Annotated in this window: 18 protein-coding genes and 1 pseudogene; 14 read left to right on the top strand and 5 right to left on the bottom strand. The window is 55.2% G+C overall.

Going from position 1 to position 17428, the window contains the following annotated elements; genetic code table 11:
- Positions 1-25: 25 nt before the first annotated feature.
- Positions 26-1351, top strand: coding sequence for a DUF2254 domain-containing protein (locus tag G7064_RS02240; protein WP_166072271.1), 1326 nt, complete (start codon positions 26-28; stop codon positions 1349-1351).
- Between the two features lie 74 nt (positions 1352-1425).
- Here G7064_RS02240 and G7064_RS02245 read toward each other — a convergent pair whose 3' ends face one another.
- A complete protein-coding gene (locus G7064_RS02245; protein ID WP_166072272.1) occupies positions 1426-2613 on the bottom strand; it encodes a cation:proton antiporter in 1188 nt (395 codons plus the stop codon).
- Positions 2614-2815: 202 nt separating this feature from the next.
- Here G7064_RS02245 and G7064_RS02250 point away from each other — a divergent pair, with 202 nt between their 5' ends.
- Positions 2816-4045, top strand: a complete 1230-nt coding sequence (locus G7064_RS02250; protein WP_166072273.1) for an NAD(P)/FAD-dependent oxidoreductase — start codon at positions 2816-2818, stop codon at positions 4043-4045.
- Between the two features lie 14 nt (positions 4046-4059).
- Here G7064_RS02250 and G7064_RS02255 read toward each other — a convergent pair whose 3' ends face one another.
- Positions 4060-4308, bottom strand: a complete 249-nt coding sequence (locus G7064_RS02255; RefSeq protein ID WP_133272810.1) for a hypothetical protein — start codon at positions 4306-4308, stop codon at positions 4060-4062.
- Positions 4309-4535: 227 nt separating this feature from the next.
- Here G7064_RS02255 and G7064_RS23175 point away from each other — a divergent pair.
- Positions 4536-4826 (top strand): annotated as a pseudogene (locus tag G7064_RS23175) (hypothetical protein); the annotation flags it as partial.
- A gap of 59 nt (positions 4827-4885) precedes the next feature.
- Positions 4886-5980: a diadenylate cyclase gene (locus G7064_RS02260; RefSeq protein WP_166072274.1), complete on the top strand. Its 1095-nt coding sequence runs from the start codon at positions 4886-4888 to the stop codon at positions 5978-5980.
- Between the two features lie 349 nt (positions 5981-6329).
- Here G7064_RS02260 and G7064_RS02265 read toward each other — a convergent pair whose 3' ends face one another.
- Positions 6330-7319 carry an aldo/keto reductase gene (locus G7064_RS02265; protein WP_166072275.1) on the bottom strand — a complete coding sequence of 330 codons (990 nt, stop codon included), beginning with the start codon at positions 7317-7319 and terminating at the stop codon, positions 6330-6332.
- 190 nt (positions 7320-7509) lie between these two features.
- Here G7064_RS02265 and G7064_RS02270 point away from each other — a divergent pair, with 190 nt between their 5' ends.
- From G7064_RS02270 to G7064_RS02290, 5 genes are all read left to right on the top strand, one after another.
- Complete coding sequence (locus G7064_RS02270; protein ID WP_240935672.1) at positions 7510-8019, top strand: DUF4112 domain-containing protein; 510 nt, start codon at positions 7510-7512, stop codon at positions 8017-8019.
- A 78-nt stretch (positions 8020-8097) separates the two neighbouring features.
- Positions 8098-8535, top strand: coding sequence for a hypothetical protein (locus G7064_RS02275; RefSeq protein WP_166072276.1), 438 nt, complete (start codon positions 8098-8100; stop codon positions 8533-8535).
- A complete protein-coding gene (locus tag G7064_RS02280) occupies positions 8532-9230 on the top strand; it encodes an SCO family protein (RefSeq protein WP_166072277.1) in 699 nt (232 codons plus the stop codon). The genes G7064_RS02275 and G7064_RS02280 overlap by 4 nt, the downstream gene beginning before the upstream one ends.
- Positions 9227-9652, top strand: coding sequence for a c-type cytochrome (locus G7064_RS02285; protein ID WP_240935673.1), 426 nt, complete (start codon positions 9227-9229; stop codon positions 9650-9652). The genes G7064_RS02280 and G7064_RS02285 overlap by 4 nt, the downstream gene beginning before the upstream one ends.
- A 171-nt stretch (positions 9653-9823) precedes the next feature.
- Positions 9824-10756: an enhanced serine sensitivity protein SseB C-terminal domain-containing protein gene (locus G7064_RS02290; protein ID WP_166072278.1), complete on the top strand. Its 933-nt coding sequence runs from the start codon at positions 9824-9826 to the stop codon at positions 10754-10756.
- 10 nt (positions 10757-10766) lie between these two features.
- Here the strand turns inward: G7064_RS02290 and G7064_RS02295 are convergent, their stop codons facing one another.
- Positions 10767-11291 carry a DUF2062 domain-containing protein gene (locus G7064_RS02295; protein WP_166072279.1) on the bottom strand — a complete coding sequence of 175 codons (525 nt, stop codon included), beginning with the start codon at positions 11289-11291 and terminating at the stop codon, positions 10767-10769.
- 216 nt (positions 11292-11507) lie between these two features.
- Between G7064_RS02295 and G7064_RS02300 the strand changes: the two genes are divergently transcribed.
- Entirely contained in the window at positions 11508-12467 is a 960-nt protein-coding gene (locus G7064_RS02300; protein WP_166072280.1) for a YihY/virulence factor BrkB family protein, read from the top strand.
- Between the two features lie 9 nt (positions 12468-12476).
- Here the strand turns inward: G7064_RS02300 and G7064_RS02305 are convergent, their stop codons facing one another.
- Positions 12477-13706 carry an MFS transporter gene (locus G7064_RS02305; RefSeq protein ID WP_240935674.1) on the bottom strand — a complete coding sequence of 410 codons (1230 nt, stop codon included), beginning with the start codon at positions 13704-13706 and terminating at the stop codon, positions 12477-12479.
- Positions 13707-13895: 189 nt separating this feature from the next.
- Here G7064_RS02305 and G7064_RS02310 point away from each other — a divergent pair, with 189 nt between their 5' ends.
- The 4 genes from G7064_RS02310 to G7064_RS02325 all read left to right on the top strand — a co-directional run bounded on the left by G7064_RS02310 (position 13896) and on the right by G7064_RS02325 (position 17413).
- Positions 13896-15278, top strand: coding sequence for a DEAD/DEAH box helicase (locus G7064_RS02310; RefSeq protein WP_166072281.1), 1383 nt, complete (start codon positions 13896-13898; stop codon positions 15276-15278).
- Between the two features lie 29 nt (positions 15279-15307).
- Positions 15308-15640, top strand: coding sequence for a low molecular weight protein tyrosine phosphatase family protein (locus G7064_RS02315; protein ID WP_166072282.1), 333 nt, complete (start codon positions 15308-15310; stop codon positions 15638-15640).
- 54 nt (positions 15641-15694) lie between these two features.
- Positions 15695-16330 carry an NUDIX hydrolase gene (locus G7064_RS02320; RefSeq protein WP_166072283.1) on the top strand — a complete coding sequence of 212 codons (636 nt, stop codon included), beginning with the start codon at positions 15695-15697 and terminating at the stop codon, positions 16328-16330.
- A gap of 135 nt (positions 16331-16465) precedes the next feature.
- Entirely contained in the window at positions 16466-17413 is a 948-nt protein-coding gene (locus G7064_RS02325) for a zinc-dependent peptidase (protein ID WP_166072284.1), read from the top strand.
- The last annotated feature ends 15 nt before the right edge of the window (positions 17414-17428 follow it).

Genomic DNA, 17428 nt, shown 5'->3' on the forward strand with positions numbered 1-17428 from the left:
TATACTCGGCAGTACCTACCAAGGTATGAACCGACTCCGCGCGCTTTGGCTGAATCTGGATGCCAGCTTATGGTTTATCCCAACTCTGATGGTTGCGGGGGCCATTTTGCTGGCTTTTGCTTTGGTGTTCATCGATTTACGCATTGAGCACGACTGGCTGGAGGAATACCCGTTGCTGTTTGGGGCGGGCTCCGACGGCGCGCGCGGTGTGCTCACGGCCATTGCCGGCTCCATGATTACGGTGGCTGGTCTGATTTTCTCGCTTACTCTGAGCACACTGGCGCAGGTATCCAGCCAATACACCCCGCGGGTACTGCGCAACTTCATGAGCGACCGGGCCAATCAGATGGTGCTGGGCTTCTTTGTCAGCATTTTCGTGTACTGCCTCATTGTGCTGCGCACTATCCGGGGTGGCGACGAAGGCAGCTTTATTCCTTCCCTAGCTGTACTGATGGGATTGGTACTGGCCCTAGTCAGTATTGGTGTATTAATCTTCTTTATCCATCACATAGCTTCTTCTATTCAGGCATCCAACATTGTGCGCAACGCAACTGAGGAAACCGAAGCGGCCATCAAGCGTCTATTTCCTGACCAGTTGGGGCAAGAGGCAGGCCCTGATGAGAAACACGATTTACTTCGGCAAGCCGGCCAAATGATATGGTTGGCAGTGCCTTCGCGCACCAATGGCTACGTGCAGAGTGTGGATGAAGACACTCTCATGGAGGTAGCCCGCGACCTAGATGGCGTGGTACGAATGGAGCACGGCATCGGTGGCTTCGTAGCCCGTGGATCGGCCTTGATATCAGTTGCGAGCTATCAGAAAAAGACGCTGACCCTCAACGCAAAGCTATCTGCTCGGGTTAATGCTGCTTTTGGAATAGGTAGCCAGCGAACCATCAAACAAGATGTTGGCTTTGGGCTGCGGCAAATAGTGGATATTGCTCTAAAAGCTCTCTCACCGGGTATTAATGACACAACTACTGCCATTATTAGTGTCGACTACCTTGGTGCCTTGTTGGCTCAACTGGCCGACCGAAGTTTGGCCAGCTCGCTTCGAACAGACACGGACCGTGTGCGCGTAATAGCTATACGTCCCTCGTTCGAGCAGTTTGTAACCACTGCATTTGACCAGATAAGGGTCTGTGCCGACGGTAATGTGGCCATATACTTGCACCTGCTCACTGCATTGGCTACCATCAAGCAACGTACTCAGGCTCCTGAGCGAAACAAAGTACTGCGCCAGCAAGGTGCGTTGATTGGGGAGGCAGCCACACGCACGCTTCAAACGGAGTACGAGCGCAGCCAAGTACGGGACCGCTTAGCCGACCTTTGGCGGCTGGACAAGAACTAACCAACCTGAGTTTTTAAGAGCATAGAGCGTACCCAACCCTAATGATTGCAACCAGTTGAGCCGCAACTAGTGTATCAGTACTCGCCTAGTTCCGGCTCTTTACGCGCCAGCAGCAAGCCAACCATCATGAGCAACCCCGTCAGGAGAATCACAACAAACAGCATGTTTTCGCTGACCTGTCCAATAAGATGAGCTTCGGGAATGCTGTAGAATAACAGAATGGAAATCAAGCCTTTGGGAGCAATAAACAGCTCGGGTATCAGGTCTGATTTGGCGATGTAGCGTAGGTAGAAAAAGCGGATCAGTGTGAGCACCCCTACTATCAGCAGCCCCTGCCACAACAGCGTGACGCTGATAAGATTAGTGAGGGTAATGGAATAGCCAAACAGCAGGAAAAAGAAAGTGCGGATCAGGAAAGCCGACTCGGCCGTAATGCTTTTGAATTGATGCAGTTCCTCGGTAAGGCGCTCAGGGTGCAGCAGGCGCTTGAGAGGGCCTTTGAGAAAGAGTTCGGCGTTATTCACTGCTAGCCCGAAGGCGAGTACCAGCAGCAGGGACGACAGATGCAGCTTTTTGGCCAGGCTATAGATCAGGACCAGAAAGGCGAAAATCAGGAAGAACTTAATGTGCAGCCGGATGCGGTCAAGCATAAATGCCAGTATGGCCGTGCTAATTACAGCCACTATCGAAACGGCTATGACATCCCGCAGAAATGTGACAATGGATATACCCTGCGCGAAGTTATCCTGCAAGGCAAAATTGAAGAGCATGATGCCCAGAATATCTGAAAAAGTGCTTTCGTAGACAATAAACTCTTGTTTTTCTCCCCCTAAACTAGATACGCTCGGGATAGCAATGGCTGAGCTGATCACGGCCAGCGGCACCGCATTTATTAAACAGGTCTGGAATGAGACACCCAAATAAAGCTGAAGCAACTCGGCAATAATAAGGGCTTGTACTACAAGGATAAGCGCGGCCGCAGCGAAGGAACGTCGAATTAGGGGAGCCTTTTCGCGATTAATCTTTAAGTCGAGCGCGCCTTCCAACACAATGAGTATTAACCCAATAATACCGAATATCTCTAGTACCACTTTCGGAATCAGAACACCAACATCGCCATAGTCGGCAGCCTGCTTCAGCGCAATACCAGTAAACAGCAGCATCAGCACCGACGGCACTTTAGTAGCTCTTGCCGCTAGGTCGAAGAGGTAAGATAAGACGACGGCCAGGCTTAAGCCAATGAGGATAGTATATGGACCCATGCGGTGGAAATGAGTGAACAGGACTCTCTCCTATACGTTGATGTTGGGATTTGAATGAGTCCGAAAGCGGATAAAATAGCGAGTTAAGTGTCTCTTGCAAGAGACACAGAGCCAGATTGGACAGCCAATGGGTCGGAGCGAAGGCACGAATGGCGTGGCACAAGGTCGTATCTTGCCAGCTGCTACTTTCCACTTTGCTTTTATGTCTGACCATCCCAGCATCGCCATCATTGGGGGCGGCCCGGCGGGCTTGCTGGCCGCTCAGCATTTGGCGGAGGCTGGCCACCGCGTAACGGTGTATGAGGCGCAAGCTACCGTGGGGCGCAAGTTTTTGGTAGCCGGACACGGCGGCTTCAACCTGACGCACAGCGAGCCGCTGCCCACCTTTGGCAAGCGCTATGGCGCTCACCACGAGTTATTTGCTGCGTTTCTCACTCACTTTGGCCCCGAACAGCTGCGCGCCTGGGCTGCCGATTTGGGCGTAGCAACTTTTGTGGGCAGCAGCGGCCGCATATTTCCCACGGCTGACTACAAACCTGCTCAACTACTCCGTGCCTGGCTGATGCGACTGGCAGCATTAGGCGTAGTTATCAAAACGCGGCACCGCTGGCTGGGCTTCGTGCCCGACTCACCCAACGGCCTGCTCCTGCGCAATGAGCAGACCAACGAAGTATTCGAAATTTGCCCCCCAGCGGTGGTGCTGGCACTAGGTGGGGCTAGCTGGGCCAAAACCGGCTCCGATGGTGGCTGGACGGCGGCCTTCTCAGAAATAGGAGTGCGCTACACTCCATTCGCTCCCTCCAACTGCGGCGCAGAAATAGCCTGGGGGGCTTTTTTCAAGGAAAAGGTGGGCCGCGCTCCGCTCAAAAACATTGCTCTGACCTGCGAAGGCCAAACCATACGCGGCGAGCTAATGCTAACCGAGTACGGCGTGGAGGGCACGCCAGTGTACGCCCTCACGCCGGCCCTACGCACGGCGCTCAGCCGCGAACAGCCCACAACCCTGTGGCTTAACCTCAAGCCAGATCTGACGCATGACCAGCTCGTGCAAAAACTCAGCAAACCGCGCGGCAGCAAATCCTGGGGGGCTTTTTTGCAGCAGACCTTGAGCTTAGGACCACCCATTCCAACTCTTCTGCGGGAGGTAGCATCACCCGAAGCCCTTACCAGTTCACCCGAAAGTCTGGCCCAGCTGCTTCAGGAGTTACCCTTGCCCGTAAGTGGTCTGCGGCCGTTGGATGAGGCCATTAGCACCGCGGGCGGCGTTGCGTGGGAAGAGCTAGATGAAAACCTTATGCTGCATCGGCGGCCCGGCACCTTTGTGGCTGGCGAGATGCTAGATTGGGAAGCGCCCACAGGCGGCTATTTGCTGCAAGGTTGCTTTAGCACGGGCGCTTGGGTAGCTAATGCCATTGCAAAACAGCTGGCATAGCGAGGAAATCCTCCTTACTTATTGATGGCCTTTTGCTCGGCTTCAGCCAGAATGGCTTTGGCTTCGTCCAGGAGGCACTCGCCGGGGTTTAGCTGCTTGCGGCAGATCAGGGCGAAAAGCAGGAAGAACGAGACAATCGGTAATACCCAGCCCAGCGCAAACCACAGCCAGAACGAACGGCCATAACTGTGGGCGCAATACCCGGTGGTGAGGGGCAGGAACGACATAGCGCACAAAAAGCCCAGCAGTAAATCAACAAACATGGCAGTGGCAGCTATGGGATGAGCGGTATTGTGAAGATACTGGATTGGCGAGAGTTTCCCAATGCTGAACCATCCGCAGTACAATGACTATAACATAGGTTGGCGGTGGGATGTTGCCTTAATCTGGCCGGAATGTTGCCGCCTGTTTACACCACCCTGGGGGGCTTTTTCGCGTACTCCGTAATGTTTTCCGCCCCTTCCCTTCTCCTGACCGCCCAAATTACCCTATGTGGGAGCACCAAAGTCTGTTTCGCGTCTCGGCCCAGCTGTTTGCCGAAGGCGTCTTTAATCTGCTGGATAGAAATTTAAAGCCCGAAGTTTTTTTACTTGGTCTGGCCTCGGCGAAAGAACCCGACGAGCCACAAGCCGTCGTAATTGAGCCCGCCAACCACCGCTACCCCAGCTCGGAATTCACGGAAGTGAAGGTGCGCGCGGCGGCGCTAGAATCGGCCGAAGGGCCGCGTGAAGTCGTCTATCACCTGCACCCCACCGACCAAGACCGCTTTGAGAAGCAGCGTTGGTACGAGCTGCTCCGCCAGGCTACGGAGCTGACATTGAATGAAATGCCCCCGAGCCGATGCCGCGGATTTCCTTCTGCTCGCTGCCGGTCAGCTTTAATGGCTATTTGGTGCTCGTGGTCTTGCAGCTCTCCTCCGAAGCTTACCACGGCTATTATGCCCTGCCCGACAAGATTGTGGCCCGCGCCAACTCCTTGCTGGCTGCGGCAGTGCAAGAGTTTTTGCAGGATTGTGCCCGCGCCCTGCGCGAATCCGATTCCGACGACGCCCACCCCGTCCTCGACCGTGACTACAACGAGATGCTACGCGCTGCTGGTCGGCGCTTTATGCTGCGGGCGGCGGCCGGAACTCATGGCCTGTATGATGCCTGCAACGGCGTGGCCGCGCTTCGGCACGAAGGCGACGATGGTATCGGGCTGATGATTGTGGCACGCCGCCACCACCCCGCCATCGTGCCCGTGTTGACCCTCGAAACGCCCATTACCCTGCGCGACCACCGCTCCATTCGGAAGCTCTTGGAGTTGAGCGAAGACAATACAGCGCTGATTACGGATGCCACGCATGTCTTCGGCCTGGGTTATCTGGTGGAGGAAACGCACCCGAGCTACGAGCCTTTGTTTATGGTGCACTTCACCAAACACTATAGCTGGGAGCTGACACACGCCGATCATATTATGATGAAGGTGGTCTCGAACTCCCCCCGCCTGCCCCAAGGCCGCGTCGATGCCGATAATTTTGCGCATGCCGTGCGCTTGCAGTGGCCCGAACTGCTTGATGCCGGTATTGCGTATCTGTGGCGGCTCACCCAGGAAGCCAGCACCCAGTCGACCGGCACCATTCTGGTGATTTCTGCGGGTGCGGCGCAGGAAGCCCAACGCCTAACCCGCCAGTGTTTTCGGGTTGCACCTCGCCTAATGACGCCCGCCATTCTCCGTTTGGTCACGAATATTGATGGGGCCGTACTCGTAGATCAAAACGGCATCTGCCATGCCATCGGTGCTATCCTCGACGGCCTGGCCACCGCCAAAGGCGACTCCTCTCGCGGCTCCCGCTACAACTCTGCCTTACGTTACGTGGAAAGCAGCCAGTACCCTGTGCTGGCGGTAGTGGTCAGCGAAGACGGCCTGATTGATCTGCTGCCACCAGTGAGTTAATAAAAACAGAGAGGGCGAAATGAGATTATCATTTCGCCCTTTGATGTTCTTCTACAGATCATTATTCAGCAACCTGAACCAAATAAAAGATACCTTCCGCCAAGCTTCGCAGCATGGCGATTCGAAACATAATTCAGACTAATTCTTATGCAAAAATTTACTCTTCTCCTTTTTGATGTAATGCAGTTCATGAGGATCTGGCAACTCTTTATGCTAGGCATGTTCTTCTTAGGAGTCTATGTACTTTACCTAATAATTCGCGCTTCGAGGAAGTACTTACGAGAAGATAAGTCACGCATAAATTAATCTAAAGTCTAGGTTCATACGCTGATATTCTGCTAGATGTTAATCAGCCATTTACACTTCCCATCATAGCCTCCGGATAACGCAGTCCGGCAATAGCACTCTGGGGGGCAATTTCATTTATCTGGGCTAGTTCGGACGCGGATAGATGGACCTCCAGCGCACCCAGGTTTTCCTCCAAATATTCGATGCGCTTGGTGCCGGGAATCGGTACGATGTCGTCGCCCTGAGCCAGAACCCACGCGAGTGCTAGCTGGCCTGGAGTGCAATTTTTCTGCGCCGCCATTTCCTTAATTCTCACAACTACATCGAGATTGCGCTGGAAGTTTTCGCCCTGAAAACGGGGCGTGTTTCGGCGGTAATCATCTGCGTCCAAATCCTCAAAGCGCTGAATCTGTCCCGTCAGAAAACCCCGGCCCAACGGGCTGTATGCTACCAAGCTGACGCCTAATTCGCGACACGCAGCTAATACCCCATCTTCGGGGTCACGACTCCAGAGTGAGTATTCGCTTTGCAGAGCCGCAATGGGGTGCACAGTATTAGCTCGGCGCACGGTATCAGCGGCGGCTTCGGAAAGCCCCAGGTAGCGCACCTTGCCTTCTTCCACCAACCGGCTCATCGCCCCGACCGTCTCTTCAATGGGCGTATTTGGGTCGACACGGTGCTGGTAGTAGAGGTCTACGTAGTCGGTACCAAGGCGGCGTAGGCTGCCTTCACAAGCTTGGCGCACGTATTCGGGGCTGCCATTTATGCCTCGTTTGGTTGGGTCGTTCGGGTCGCGCTGGATACCGAATTTGGTGGCAATGATGGCCTGCTCGCGCCGGTCGCGTAAAGCACGGCCTACCAATTCTTCATTGGTGTACGGCCCGTACATATCGGCCGTATCAAAGAAGGTAACGCCCAGATCCAGAGCACGATGAATAGTGCGCATACTCTGCTCATTATCGCGCTTTCCGTAAAAATCGGACATACCCATGCAGCCCAAACCCAGGGCTGAAACTGCCAGACCAGAGCGGCCTAATGTGCGCGTTTGCATAGCGTTTATTGTTAGGTAAAAAGTGGTGTGAATAGATGAAAAGCCTAACGCAGAGAAAGGCCGCCGAGGCTAAGTTTAGCGAGGATAAAATTTGGCTTTCTCACCACCAGCGAGCCTGCCCACCGACACTGGTTTCCTGAAAGCACCCACTCGCGTCGTTCTTTCGTTTAACGATTAAATCTCTCTCCCTATGCAACCCAAAATGCCCCCCAGAACAGTAGATCAACCTTTTGAGACGGACGAGCGCCTGCGCTGGGTGCAGGGCATTGCTCACCTCATGGACAGCCAGTTTACGCTGCCCGGCACGCGCTTTCGCTTCGGCCTAGACCCCATTTTGAGTCTGCTGCCCGTGGTTGGCAACCTAACGAGTATGGCCGTATCGGGGGCACTGGTGCTGACCATGATGCGCCACGGGGCCAGCGGCAGCTTGGTTATTCGCATGGTACTCAATATCCTGCTCGATACCATTATTGGGGCCATTCCGGTGCTGGGCAACATTTTTGACTTCGCCTATAAAGCCAACGACCGCAACGTACGCCTGCTACGCCGCCATTATGCCGAGGGCAAATACCAAGGCAGTGGCAAGGGGCTGCTGGCGGTGGTGCTGGTGGGGATGCTCATCATTTTTGGCCTAATGGCGTGGGGCCTGTGGGTGGCGGTAGACTGGCTGTGGACGTATGGGGGGCAAAACTGGTGGTAGTCGGGAGAGTTTTTGGTGGTTGACTTGTTAGTAGGGTAAATAGGCACAGCGCAAGCATTCGTGCCGTACTTTTGCCTCGTGAAATTCCTCCAATCAACCTCTTTTGGCTCCCTACTGGGCACTTTGCTGCTTTCGTCCTGCTTGTCGCTGCAAAGCGAGGAGCAGCAGGCTGAAGCCGCTGAAAAAGCCGTAATGGCCAAGCACGATGAGTTTATGGCCCAAATGGATCAGCTCTATACGCTACGCCAGCAGCTTCAGCGAGCCACGCTGCCCGATACCACCGAAGCTGGTCGGCGGCGCCGCGCCCTGCTCCGTGCCGATGCTGCTATGATGGGCTGGATGCACCAGTACCGCCGCCCCGCCGACACGGTGGCGTACGAGCAGGTAATGGCTTATTTTGCCGCTCAGGAGCACAAAATCGATTCTGTAGGTCGCCTCATGCGCAACAGTATCGATTCGGCTCGCCTGGTGCTTGGTACAAAGGCTGGTAACTCGTCTAATTCATCCACCAAATGATATCTTCCCTCATAGCCCGCGCACGTCGGGGCACTATATTAGCGGGCAGTGCCGCGCTGCTTCTGCTCGCAGCCTGCCAAAGCCAACCTGACACTGCTGCTGTTGACCGTCTGCCGTATCTGGGTGAGCGTGAGGTAGTACCCAGCACCAACGGCGGCCCGGCTGACACGCTCTACGCTACCATTCCCAGCTTTACGCTCACCAACCAAGACAGCGCCACCATCACCAATGACACCTTCAAAAACAAGGTGTATGTGGCCGATTTCTTCTTCGCTACCTGCCCGAGCATCTGCCCCAAAATGCAGAGCGAAATGCTACGCGTGTACGAGAAGTTCAAGGATGATCCGCGGGTGCTTTTCCTGTCCCACACCATCGATCCGGCCCACGATTCAGTAGCCGTGCTACGCGATTATGCTCAACGCCTGGGTATTAAGGATGCTAGCCGCTGGCACTTCGCTACCGCCTCCCACGATACCATTTTCAGCCTCGCCCGGGCCTATTATGTGCCGGCCGAAAAAGACGATAAGGTAGCTGGGGGCTTTGCACACAGCGGAGCCTTTACCCTCGTTGACTCCAAGCGCCGCGTGCGGGGCCTCTATGATGGCATGAATCCCGCTGAGGTCGCTCGCCTCATGGAGGACTTGCCCGTACTCTTGAAAGAAGAAGCCGAAAATGCTTCCCAAGCTGCTCTATGAGATGGCGCGCGGCAAATTTGTTGCGGCTGGGGGGCTTTTTGGCGGCCGGGACAATGGCTGCGGGCTGCTTCACTGATCGTCAGAATGCCGGTGCCCGCCTCTACGCTACACACTGCTCTCACTGCCACGGCGATGAAGGTCAAGGACTGAAACGCCTTATTCCGCCCGTAGCCGGCGCCGACTACGTGGCTGAAAACCGCAACTTTCTGGCCTGCTTGGTGCGCCGTGGAGTGAATGGCCCCATGGTGGTCAATGGTATTGCCTTCAACCAAGTAATGCCTGGCCATCAAGACCTCACGGATTCCGAAATCACCAACTTACTGAACTTTGTGCAGTCGTCCTGGGGTAATAAAGGGAAGCCATTTACCATTCGGGAAGTATCAAACCAACTCCAGGCCTGCGCTGGCAGCGACGGGCAGTAGCTGCCGTCTGCATTCAATAAGTGGAGCAGTGTTGGGGCAAAACCGCTCCGTTGTATTGATCTATAAGTTTGATACCCAATACTGTATTCTTCGAGCCGCTGATTACCCCTATTTTTCCCGTTTATCCTCAGCTTTCCTCCTTAGCTTGCCATCTCAAATTCTTTTAGTGCTATGGGTCTGTTCGACTTTCTGAAATCCAAAAAACAACCTGTTCAACCCCAGGCGCCTGCCGATGCTACTCCTGCCAGCACCACGCCAGCCGCTGGCCCCCGCTATAAAGGCTCGAATTTTACCTCGCCCGTAGCACCCCCACCGCCGGCTCCGGTACTGCCGCCCCCACCGCCCCCTATGCCTTCCTTCGAGCCCGTCAATCGCCTCGAAGAGATGCTTTTGCATGCCGCCGCCGACCCCGATGCGCGCCCCGGTTTCTACCAGGCTTTGTTGCAGGAAGATGTACTGGTGCTTACCCAGCCCAAGGAAGGCGAGCCGGGGGGCGAAATTCCCGTAACGGAGAATATGGAAGTGCAGCTGCAGGTATTGCACGATGGCAAAATTCCGGTTTTTACGTCACCAGGACGCATTTTCGATAGCAGCGTTGTAAAGGAGGAAGTACCTTACCTGCGGTTGTCGGGCTTCGATTTGTTTCAAATGGTAAAAGGGGCCGATTGTGCCCTAAACCCATTTTCCAGCTTAGGCAAGCTGTTGATGGCCAACGAGCTAGAGGATTTATTGGCTGGCCATTTGTTTGAGGCCCCCGCCCACCAAATTCCACCCGATACGCAGGTTCTCCTGGGGCAGCCTGCCGATATGCCCACGGCCCTGATAGAATCGTTGAGCACGTATGCCGCCGATCAGCCGCTTATTCGCGCTATATATCTGGCCCAAATGCAGCTTCCTGACAGCCCAGAGCCGGCTCGTTTGCTGCTGGGCTTTGAAGTGGAAGGCGATGATACTTCGTTTCTGCAAGAGATAGGCGCCGTCATTCAGCACCACCTCGACGCCGGCCATCAGTTCGTTGATATTGTGATCATTAGCCCCGAGTCGGAAGAACCGCTGAGCCATTATTTCTACCAGAATGAGCCCATCTATAAGCGTAGTGAGTAGCCCGAAAGGGCTATTTTGCCTTCTGGCGCGCTATCCGGTCGAACACGGGCCGCAACCCATAAAACAGACTTGGCACTAACACCACCGAGCCTAGCAGCCACAGTAAAAAGCCCCCCAGCGTCGCGCGCCAGAGCAAACGAGCTGCTTCCATCCAGTCTGTACTAAGTAGGTGCTGCAACTGGGTCAGGGTTAGCTCCGTATCCGTTCCGTCGCCAACCACGCGGGCTCCAAGTTGGAGCAGGGGAATGAGCAATAGCAGTTGCAAAGGGCTCATCAGGTGGCTGATTAGCAGCAAGGCCGCTACATTCAGGCGCAGCCTTACCGCCGCAAAGGTGCTGAACAGCGTAGTTACTCCCAAAACCGGTATAAGCCCGAATACAACTCCCAAGGCAACGGTGAGGGCAAGTTGCGTAGGGGAAAGTCCTTGCTGCAATAAGCCTAGCAACGGCATCAGCACCCTGCGGCGCAGCCAACTCATTCGGCGCGGCGCAGCGGTGGTAGGTGGTGATGCCTGCGGAATTATTTGCTCACTCATACAGCACTACAACTAACGATGAAAGACTTGGGTAGCTACGCTTATTTACTAGAAAAGAAGCCCTTGAAAGTTGCTTTAAGCATTGTTTCCGCTTACTTCATTTTCAAAGCTGGGAGTAGCCTAGGTGAATTCGTTTATTATCTAAATCGCTAGCATTCTCAATGGGCGCCGTAGAGAGCGTAAATAGCATGGCCGCACAAGGATGAGATGAGGCACTTGGCAAAAGTACGCGAGCCGGGTCAGCCCCGGCGCAAAGTTTGGACTGATTTTTTTGTCCTGCTCCGGCGTGCTGCCCGCGAGTTGGGCGCCAACGACCCGTTGCGCTTGGGCGCGGCTACGGCTTTTTTCACCACGTTTGCCCTCCCGCCCATCCTCATTATTCTAATTCAGGTGCTGGGGAGCATTTATTCGGCCTCCACGGTGCGCGGGCTGCTGCTACAAAAGATATCGAATCTGCTGGGCTATCCGGCGGCCGGTTTGGTAGAGCAGATTCTGCAAAACGTAAGCAACATTGAGCGCAGCCGCCTGATGACGTGGTTAGGGTCAGCGTTTTTGGTTTTTATCGCTACTACCCTTTTCGTCGTTATTCAGCACTCTCTCAACCAGCTTTGGAAGGTTCGCCCTCAGCGTACGGAGGGTCAGTTTCACAAAGTGCTGCACGAGCGAGTCCGCTCGTTGGGCGTGCTGCTGGCCACGGCGTTGCTTACGCTGCTAGCCTTTCTGACCGATGCCGTGCTGGCCTTCCTAGCCGACTACACCCGCGATTTCGACGCTACATTCGGCTACTACTTATTTCAGGGCTTGAGCCTGCTGACTTCATTGCTAATCCTGTCCACTTGGTTTGCTGTCACGTTCCGCAACCTGAGCAGTGCGTATGTTCCCTGGCGGGCCGTGCTGCGGGGGGCAATTCTGACGGCTGTTTGTATTGATATCGGGGAGCTAATCCTTGGCTATCTGCTAGTACCCCGCAACTTAGGTCCCATCTATGGGCCCGCCTCTAGCATTGTGCTTGTGCTGCTGTTTGTGTTTTATTCGGCGATGATCTTCTATTTCGGCGCCTGCTTCACAAAGGTGTATGCCCATTATGTGGGTATGGATATTCGGCCCAAGAAATCGGCAGTGCGCTACCGTTTAGTTGATATCAGCGACGACGGCGTGCGGCGGATTAAAGGCTAAAAAAGCCCCCTAGCTTTCTGTGCGACCATAAAACCGGTTAATCAGAAAGGCCGCTACCACGAAAAGCAGGCCCGTAGCACACACGCCCGACCACTGCCAATGCGCCCACGCAAAGCCACCCGCCAGCGACCCCAACGACCCGCCAATAAACGAGCTAGTCATGTACACCGTATTCAGGCGGCTGCGGGCCTCGGGTATCAGGGAGAAAATCCGGGACTGATTGGAGATGTGCGTTACCTGCTGGCCCACATCCAGGATTATCACTCCCAAGATCAGACCTATTAAATACACCCCAGTCAGGCCCAACAGCAGGTAAGCACCCAGCGCCAGCAGAATCCCCATACTCAGCGCATAATCGGAGCCGCGCTTATCAGCCAGCTTACCTGCTAAAGGGGCCGCCAAGGCGCCACAAGCGCCAATTACCCCGAAAAACCCGACTACATCACTCTTATAAAAATAGGGTTCACCCTCCAAGAAAAACACCAGCGTCGTCCAGAAAACGGTGAGGCCGCCAAACATACAAGCGCCAACCAGGGAGGAGCGTCGCAGCGTAGGCAAATCGCGGGTCAGCGTCAGCAAAGACTTCATGAGGCTGCCGTATGTCCCTTTGAAGGATGGTTGGTTGCGAGGCAGCCGCAGTGCCAGAATAGCCACCAGCACCAGCATCATCAAGGCGCCGCCTCCAAACATAGTGCGCCAGCCAAAATGTGCTCCTACGTAACCACTCAAAGTGCGCGAAAGCAGGATGCCAATCAACAAACCGCTCATCACTTTGCCTACTACCTTGCCCCGCTCGGCGTCGGTGGCCAGTGAGGCAGCCATGGGCACCAGCAGCTGAGGCACCGCCGAAAAAATACCAATCAGGAGGCTAGCAGCCACCAGCACCACGAAGGAAGGAGCCAAGGCGGCGCCAGCCAAACAAGCCGCTGCGCACAGCAGCAGCAGCAGAATTAGCCCTTTGCGCTCTACTTTATCACCGAGCGGCACGGCAAACAGCAGCCCTAGCGTGTAGCCCACCTGCGTGATGGTGGCAACCCAGCTCACCCGGCTATCCGATACCTGAAAGGTGCGGCCAATCTCGACCAGCAGCGGTTGGTTGTAGTAAATATTGGCTACCACCAAGCCGCAGGTAATGGCCATCAGCCACACGAGTCCGCTTGTGAGCGGAGCCTGAGTTGGGGGTAATACGGGGGTGGGGTATTGGGTTCTATTTTGAGTAATCACAACTTCATTCTTCACGCTACGCGGGTAAATCCAAGCACACTGCGTCTATTCAACAGACCTTTAAAGCGGCTGGGGGGCTTTTTTGTTGGCAGCTTTTGTTTCTACCAGTGCAAAGGTACGGAGCGCAGGTACGGGGTAGCGCATAAAGGGTTGCGGCTGCTGCCGTTGGGCTGCCTACCTTTGTGGTATCCTTTTGTGCTTTCTATGACTTCTTTTTCCGACCTCGGCCTCGCGCCCTCGCTGCTCCAAGCCCTCGAAGAGCTAAATTTTACCGCTCCTACGCCCGTGCAGACGGAGGTAATTCCGATGGCCCTGGCCGGCCAGGATGTAGCGGGCCAAGCGCCCACCGGCTCGGGCAAAACGGCCGCCTATGGCCTTTCCGTGCTCCAGCACATCGATGTCACCCAGGATACCATGCAGATTCTGGTGCTGGTGCCTGCCCGCGAACTGGCCTTGCAGGTGCGCGACGCGCTCAAGAAGCTAGGCAAATACATTCCAAACCTGCGCGTTACGGCCTTTTATGGCGGTCACGCTATGCGCGAAGAAACGCAGTCGTTGAAGCAAACGCCCCATGTGGTAGTAGCCACGCCCGGCCGCTTGCTCGACCACTTAGAGCGCCGCACTATTATTCCCAATCAACTTAAAACCTTGATTCTGGACGAAGCCGATAAGCTTCTCGAACTAGGTTTTCAAGATGAGTTGGTCGAAATTATTAAACGTCTGCCTCGCCGTCGCCAGACAATGCTGTTTTCGGCCACGATGTCGGATAAAGTACTGAATCTGATTCGGGCTAACCTGACCCGGCCGCGCGTGGTAAATGCCGGCGAGGATAGCGATGAGCTGCCCGAAAACCTGACGTTGCTGGGCCAGGTTGGTCCTATTGAGAAAAAGCCGGCCGCATTGCTGCACCTACTGCATCAGCCCGAAACTGGCCGCGCCCTCATTTTCTGCAACACCCGCGACCGGTGCGTCGAGCTGTCCCGCTTCCTCGTGGGCCGGGGCGTGGCTGCTGAAGTATTACACGGTAAAATGCCCCAGCCCGAGCGCGACAAAGCGCTTATGAAGCTGCGCAATGGCTCGGCGCAGGCCTTGGTAGCCACTGATGTAGCCGCTCGCGGCCTCGACGTAACCGCCCTCGACACCGTTATCCAATACGACGCCCCCGATAAGGCCGATTCTTTCCAGCACCGCGCCGGTCGTACGGCTCGCGCGGGCGCCGTGGGTACGGCTCATATTCTGGCTACTCCCCACGAGCAAAATCACGTGCAAAAGTGGCCCGTGGCTGAAAGTATCAAGTGGAAAACGATGCACGCGCCAGCTTTGCCCCCCGCTGCGCCCAAAGCACCGCGCCCCGAAAATGTTACGCTCCACGTATCAGCGGGCCGCAAAGACAAGGTGAGCGCCCACGATTTGGTAGGCACCTTTGTGGCGCACGGCGGCTTGGAGCGCGACGCAGTAGGCCACATCGAAGTATTCGATCACTACAGTTACGTGGCTGTACCTCGCCAGTTTGCCCAAGATGTAGCGCAGCGCGTAACCGGCGCCAAAGTAAAAGGACGCAAAATTCGGGTCTCCGTGGTGCTGTAGCGCTTGGCGACAGCTTGGTTTTATCTTGAATGGCGCGCCAACTCCTCTTCATCTGTAGCCAAAACCGCTGGCGTAGTCTCACGGCTGAGCGTCTCTTCGACGATCATGCTCATTACGAGGCACGCTCCGCAGGTACGGAGCCAGGCGCGCGGGTGCGTGTCACGGCTGGACATTTAGGGTGGGCCGACATCATTTTTGTGATGGAGCGCCGCCATACCGATCGGCTGCGCGCCAAATTTGCCCCCCAGCTGGACGGCAAGCCCATCATCTGCCTGCGCATTCCTGATGATTATCAATTTCAAGATCCAGCGCTTCAGCAGTTGCTGCGGGAGCGACTGCAGCCTTTCTTGGCGGATCTTTGATGGGCATTCTTTGAAGGCAAACCTTAGTTAAGTTAGAGCTAGAAAACCCATCAGATGACTCCTACCGACTGGCTGACCGTTGCGCAACGCTTGCAGGCGCTTGCCCAGGCAGGCTTAGCTTATGCGCCCAATGCCTTCGACACCGAGCGTTACCAAGAAGTACACGCGTTGAGCCTCCAGCTGATGGCCAGTTTGGCCGACGAACCAGTAGCGAAGCTTAATGCGCTGTTTGCCAACGAAGCAGGCTACCCTACTCCCAAAGTTGATGTGCGGGCGGTGCTGTTTCGCGGCACCGACGAAATCTTGCTCGTGCAAGAAAAGATTGACGAAAACCGGTGGTCGCTGCCCGGCGGCTGGGCCGATGTGGGCTACACACCATTTGAGGTAGCCGTAAAGGAAGCTTGGGAAGAAACGGGCCTCGAGACCCAGGCGGTACGCTTACTGGCCCTATTCGATAAGAAGCAGCATCCGCACCCACCGCAGCCCTGGTACGTATACAAAGTGTTCGTGCTGTGTGAGATAGTAGGCGGCAACCTCCTAGCCGAAACGCCCGAAACGTCGGGTGGGCGGTGGGTACATCGCACGGAATTGCGCCACCTTCCCTTGTCCACCGACCGGGTCACCCTGTCTCAGCTGGAACAGATGCTGGACTTTGCCCAAAATCCCAATCTGCCTACCCTCTGCGACTAACAAGTGGGGATGGAGTGAGCAGCGAGAATGCTGTCGAGTTGGTCTTTTTATATAGCCTAGAATAAAAAAGCCCCCCAGTTCAGCTACAAACGCCACACGTGCGTACACGAGGCCTGTTTATTTACCTGAACCCTCATGAGCTACGCTATTTTTTTGGCCATTATCGGCGGCCTTCTCTTTCTATTTTACCGCTACATCACCCGCAACTCACGCGTGCGGACGGAGGCATTGGCCGAAGAGTTCCCCGTGGAATGGCGGCGCATACTGATGGAGCGCGTGGCCTTTTATCTGTCGCTCACCAAAAATGAGAAGCTACGGTTTGAGAGATCGGTGCAGGTTTTTCTGGCCCAAACGCTCATCACCGGCGTTCAAACCGAGGTAGATGACACCACTCGGGTGCTGGTGGCCGCTTCGGCTATTATTCCAGTTTTTGGGTTTCCCGATTGGGAATACGGCAATCTAAGTGAGGTGCTAATTGTACCGGATGCCTGGCGCGAAGCCCGCGACCCAAACAAGGAAATGACACCATTGCAAGGTCAGTTACTGGGTAGCGTACGCAATTTCCAAACGTCTCATTACATGCACCTTTCCAAGTCTTCCTTAGAGCAAGGCTTTAAAGATTCATTGGACAAACAAAACGTTGGTATCCACGAGTTTGCTCACCTCCTTGACCAGGCCGATGGCGTGATTGATGGCGTGCCTTCGATGGCTTTGCCCCCCGAACTGCTCCAGCCCTGGGCCGAAGTTATGCAGCGTGAAATTGAGGCAATCCGGGATGGGAAGTCCGACATCAACTCGTACGCGGGCACCAACGAAGCAGAGTTTTTTGCGGTTGTGACGGAATACTTTTTCGAGAAGCCCGAGAAGCTTCAGGAAAATCACCCGGAGTTGTATCAGCTGCTTAGCCGAGCGTTGCGCCAAAACCCCAAGAAGCGTTTTCTGCGGTCCGCCATCGACCCGCGCGAATGGCTGAAAACGCTGCGCAGTCGGCGCAAGTTTGGTCGTAACTCTCCGTGCCCGTGCGGTAGTGGCAAGAAGTACAAGGATTGTCATCTGCTGCAGGAACAGGCGACAGCCGCATAAGCCTTTATCTGGCAA

Origin of the sequence: Hymenobacter sp. HDW8, assembly GCF_011305775.1 — a bacterium.
Taxonomy (GTDB): Bacteria; Bacteroidota; Bacteroidia; order Cytophagales; family Hymenobacteraceae; genus Hymenobacter; species Hymenobacter radiodurans.

Excerpts from the sequence above, each read along its gene's own strand:
- G7064_RS02265 (WP_166072275.1), bottom strand. The coding sequence starts at position 7,319 with ATGCAAACGCGCACATTAGGCCGCTCTGGTCTGGCAGTTTCAGCCCTG.
- G7064_RS02245 (WP_166072272.1), bottom strand. The coding sequence starts at position 2,613 with ATGGGTCCATATACTATCCTCATTGGCTTAAGCCTGGCCGTCGTCTTA.
- G7064_RS02255 (WP_133272810.1), bottom strand. The coding sequence starts at position 4,308 with ATGTTTGTTGATTTACTGCTGGGCTTTTTGTGCGCTATGTCGTTCCTG.
- G7064_RS02280 (WP_166072277.1), top strand. The coding sequence starts at position 8,532 with ATGATATCTTCCCTCATAGCCCGCGCACGTCGGGGCACTATATTAGCG.
- G7064_RS02310 (WP_166072281.1), top strand. The coding sequence starts at position 13,896 with ATGACTTCTTTTTCCGACCTCGGCCTCGCGCCCTCGCTGCTCCAAGCC.
- G7064_RS02325 (WP_166072284.1), top strand. The coding sequence starts at position 16,466 with ATGAGCTACGCTATTTTTTTGGCCATTATCGGCGGCCTTCTCTTTCTA.
- G7064_RS02250 (WP_166072273.1), top strand. The coding sequence starts at position 2,816 with ATGTCTGACCATCCCAGCATCGCCATCATTGGGGGCGGCCCGGCGGGC.
- G7064_RS02290 (WP_166072278.1), top strand. The coding sequence starts at position 9,824 with ATGGGTCTGTTCGACTTTCTGAAATCCAAAAAACAACCTGTTCAACCC.
- G7064_RS02315 (WP_166072282.1), top strand. The coding sequence starts at position 15,308 with ATGGCGCGCCAACTCCTCTTCATCTGTAGCCAAAACCGCTGGCGTAGT.
- G7064_RS02260 (WP_166072274.1), top strand. The coding sequence starts at position 4,886 with ATGCCGCGGATTTCCTTCTGCTCGCTGCCGGTCAGCTTTAATGGCTAT.
- G7064_RS02285 (WP_240935673.1), top strand. The coding sequence starts at position 9,227 with ATGAGATGGCGCGCGGCAAATTTGTTGCGGCTGGGGGGCTTTTTGGCG.
- G7064_RS02270 (WP_240935672.1), top strand. The coding sequence starts at position 7,510 with ATGCAACCCAAAATGCCCCCCAGAACAGTAGATCAACCTTTTGAGACG.
- G7064_RS02320 (WP_166072283.1), top strand. The coding sequence starts at position 15,695 with ATGACTCCTACCGACTGGCTGACCGTTGCGCAACGCTTGCAGGCGCTT.
- G7064_RS02240 (WP_166072271.1), top strand. The coding sequence starts at position 26 with ATGAACCGACTCCGCGCGCTTTGGCTGAATCTGGATGCCAGCTTATGG.
- G7064_RS02295 (WP_166072279.1), bottom strand. The coding sequence starts at position 11,291 with ATGAGTGAGCAAATAATTCCGCAGGCATCACCACCTACCACCGCTGCG.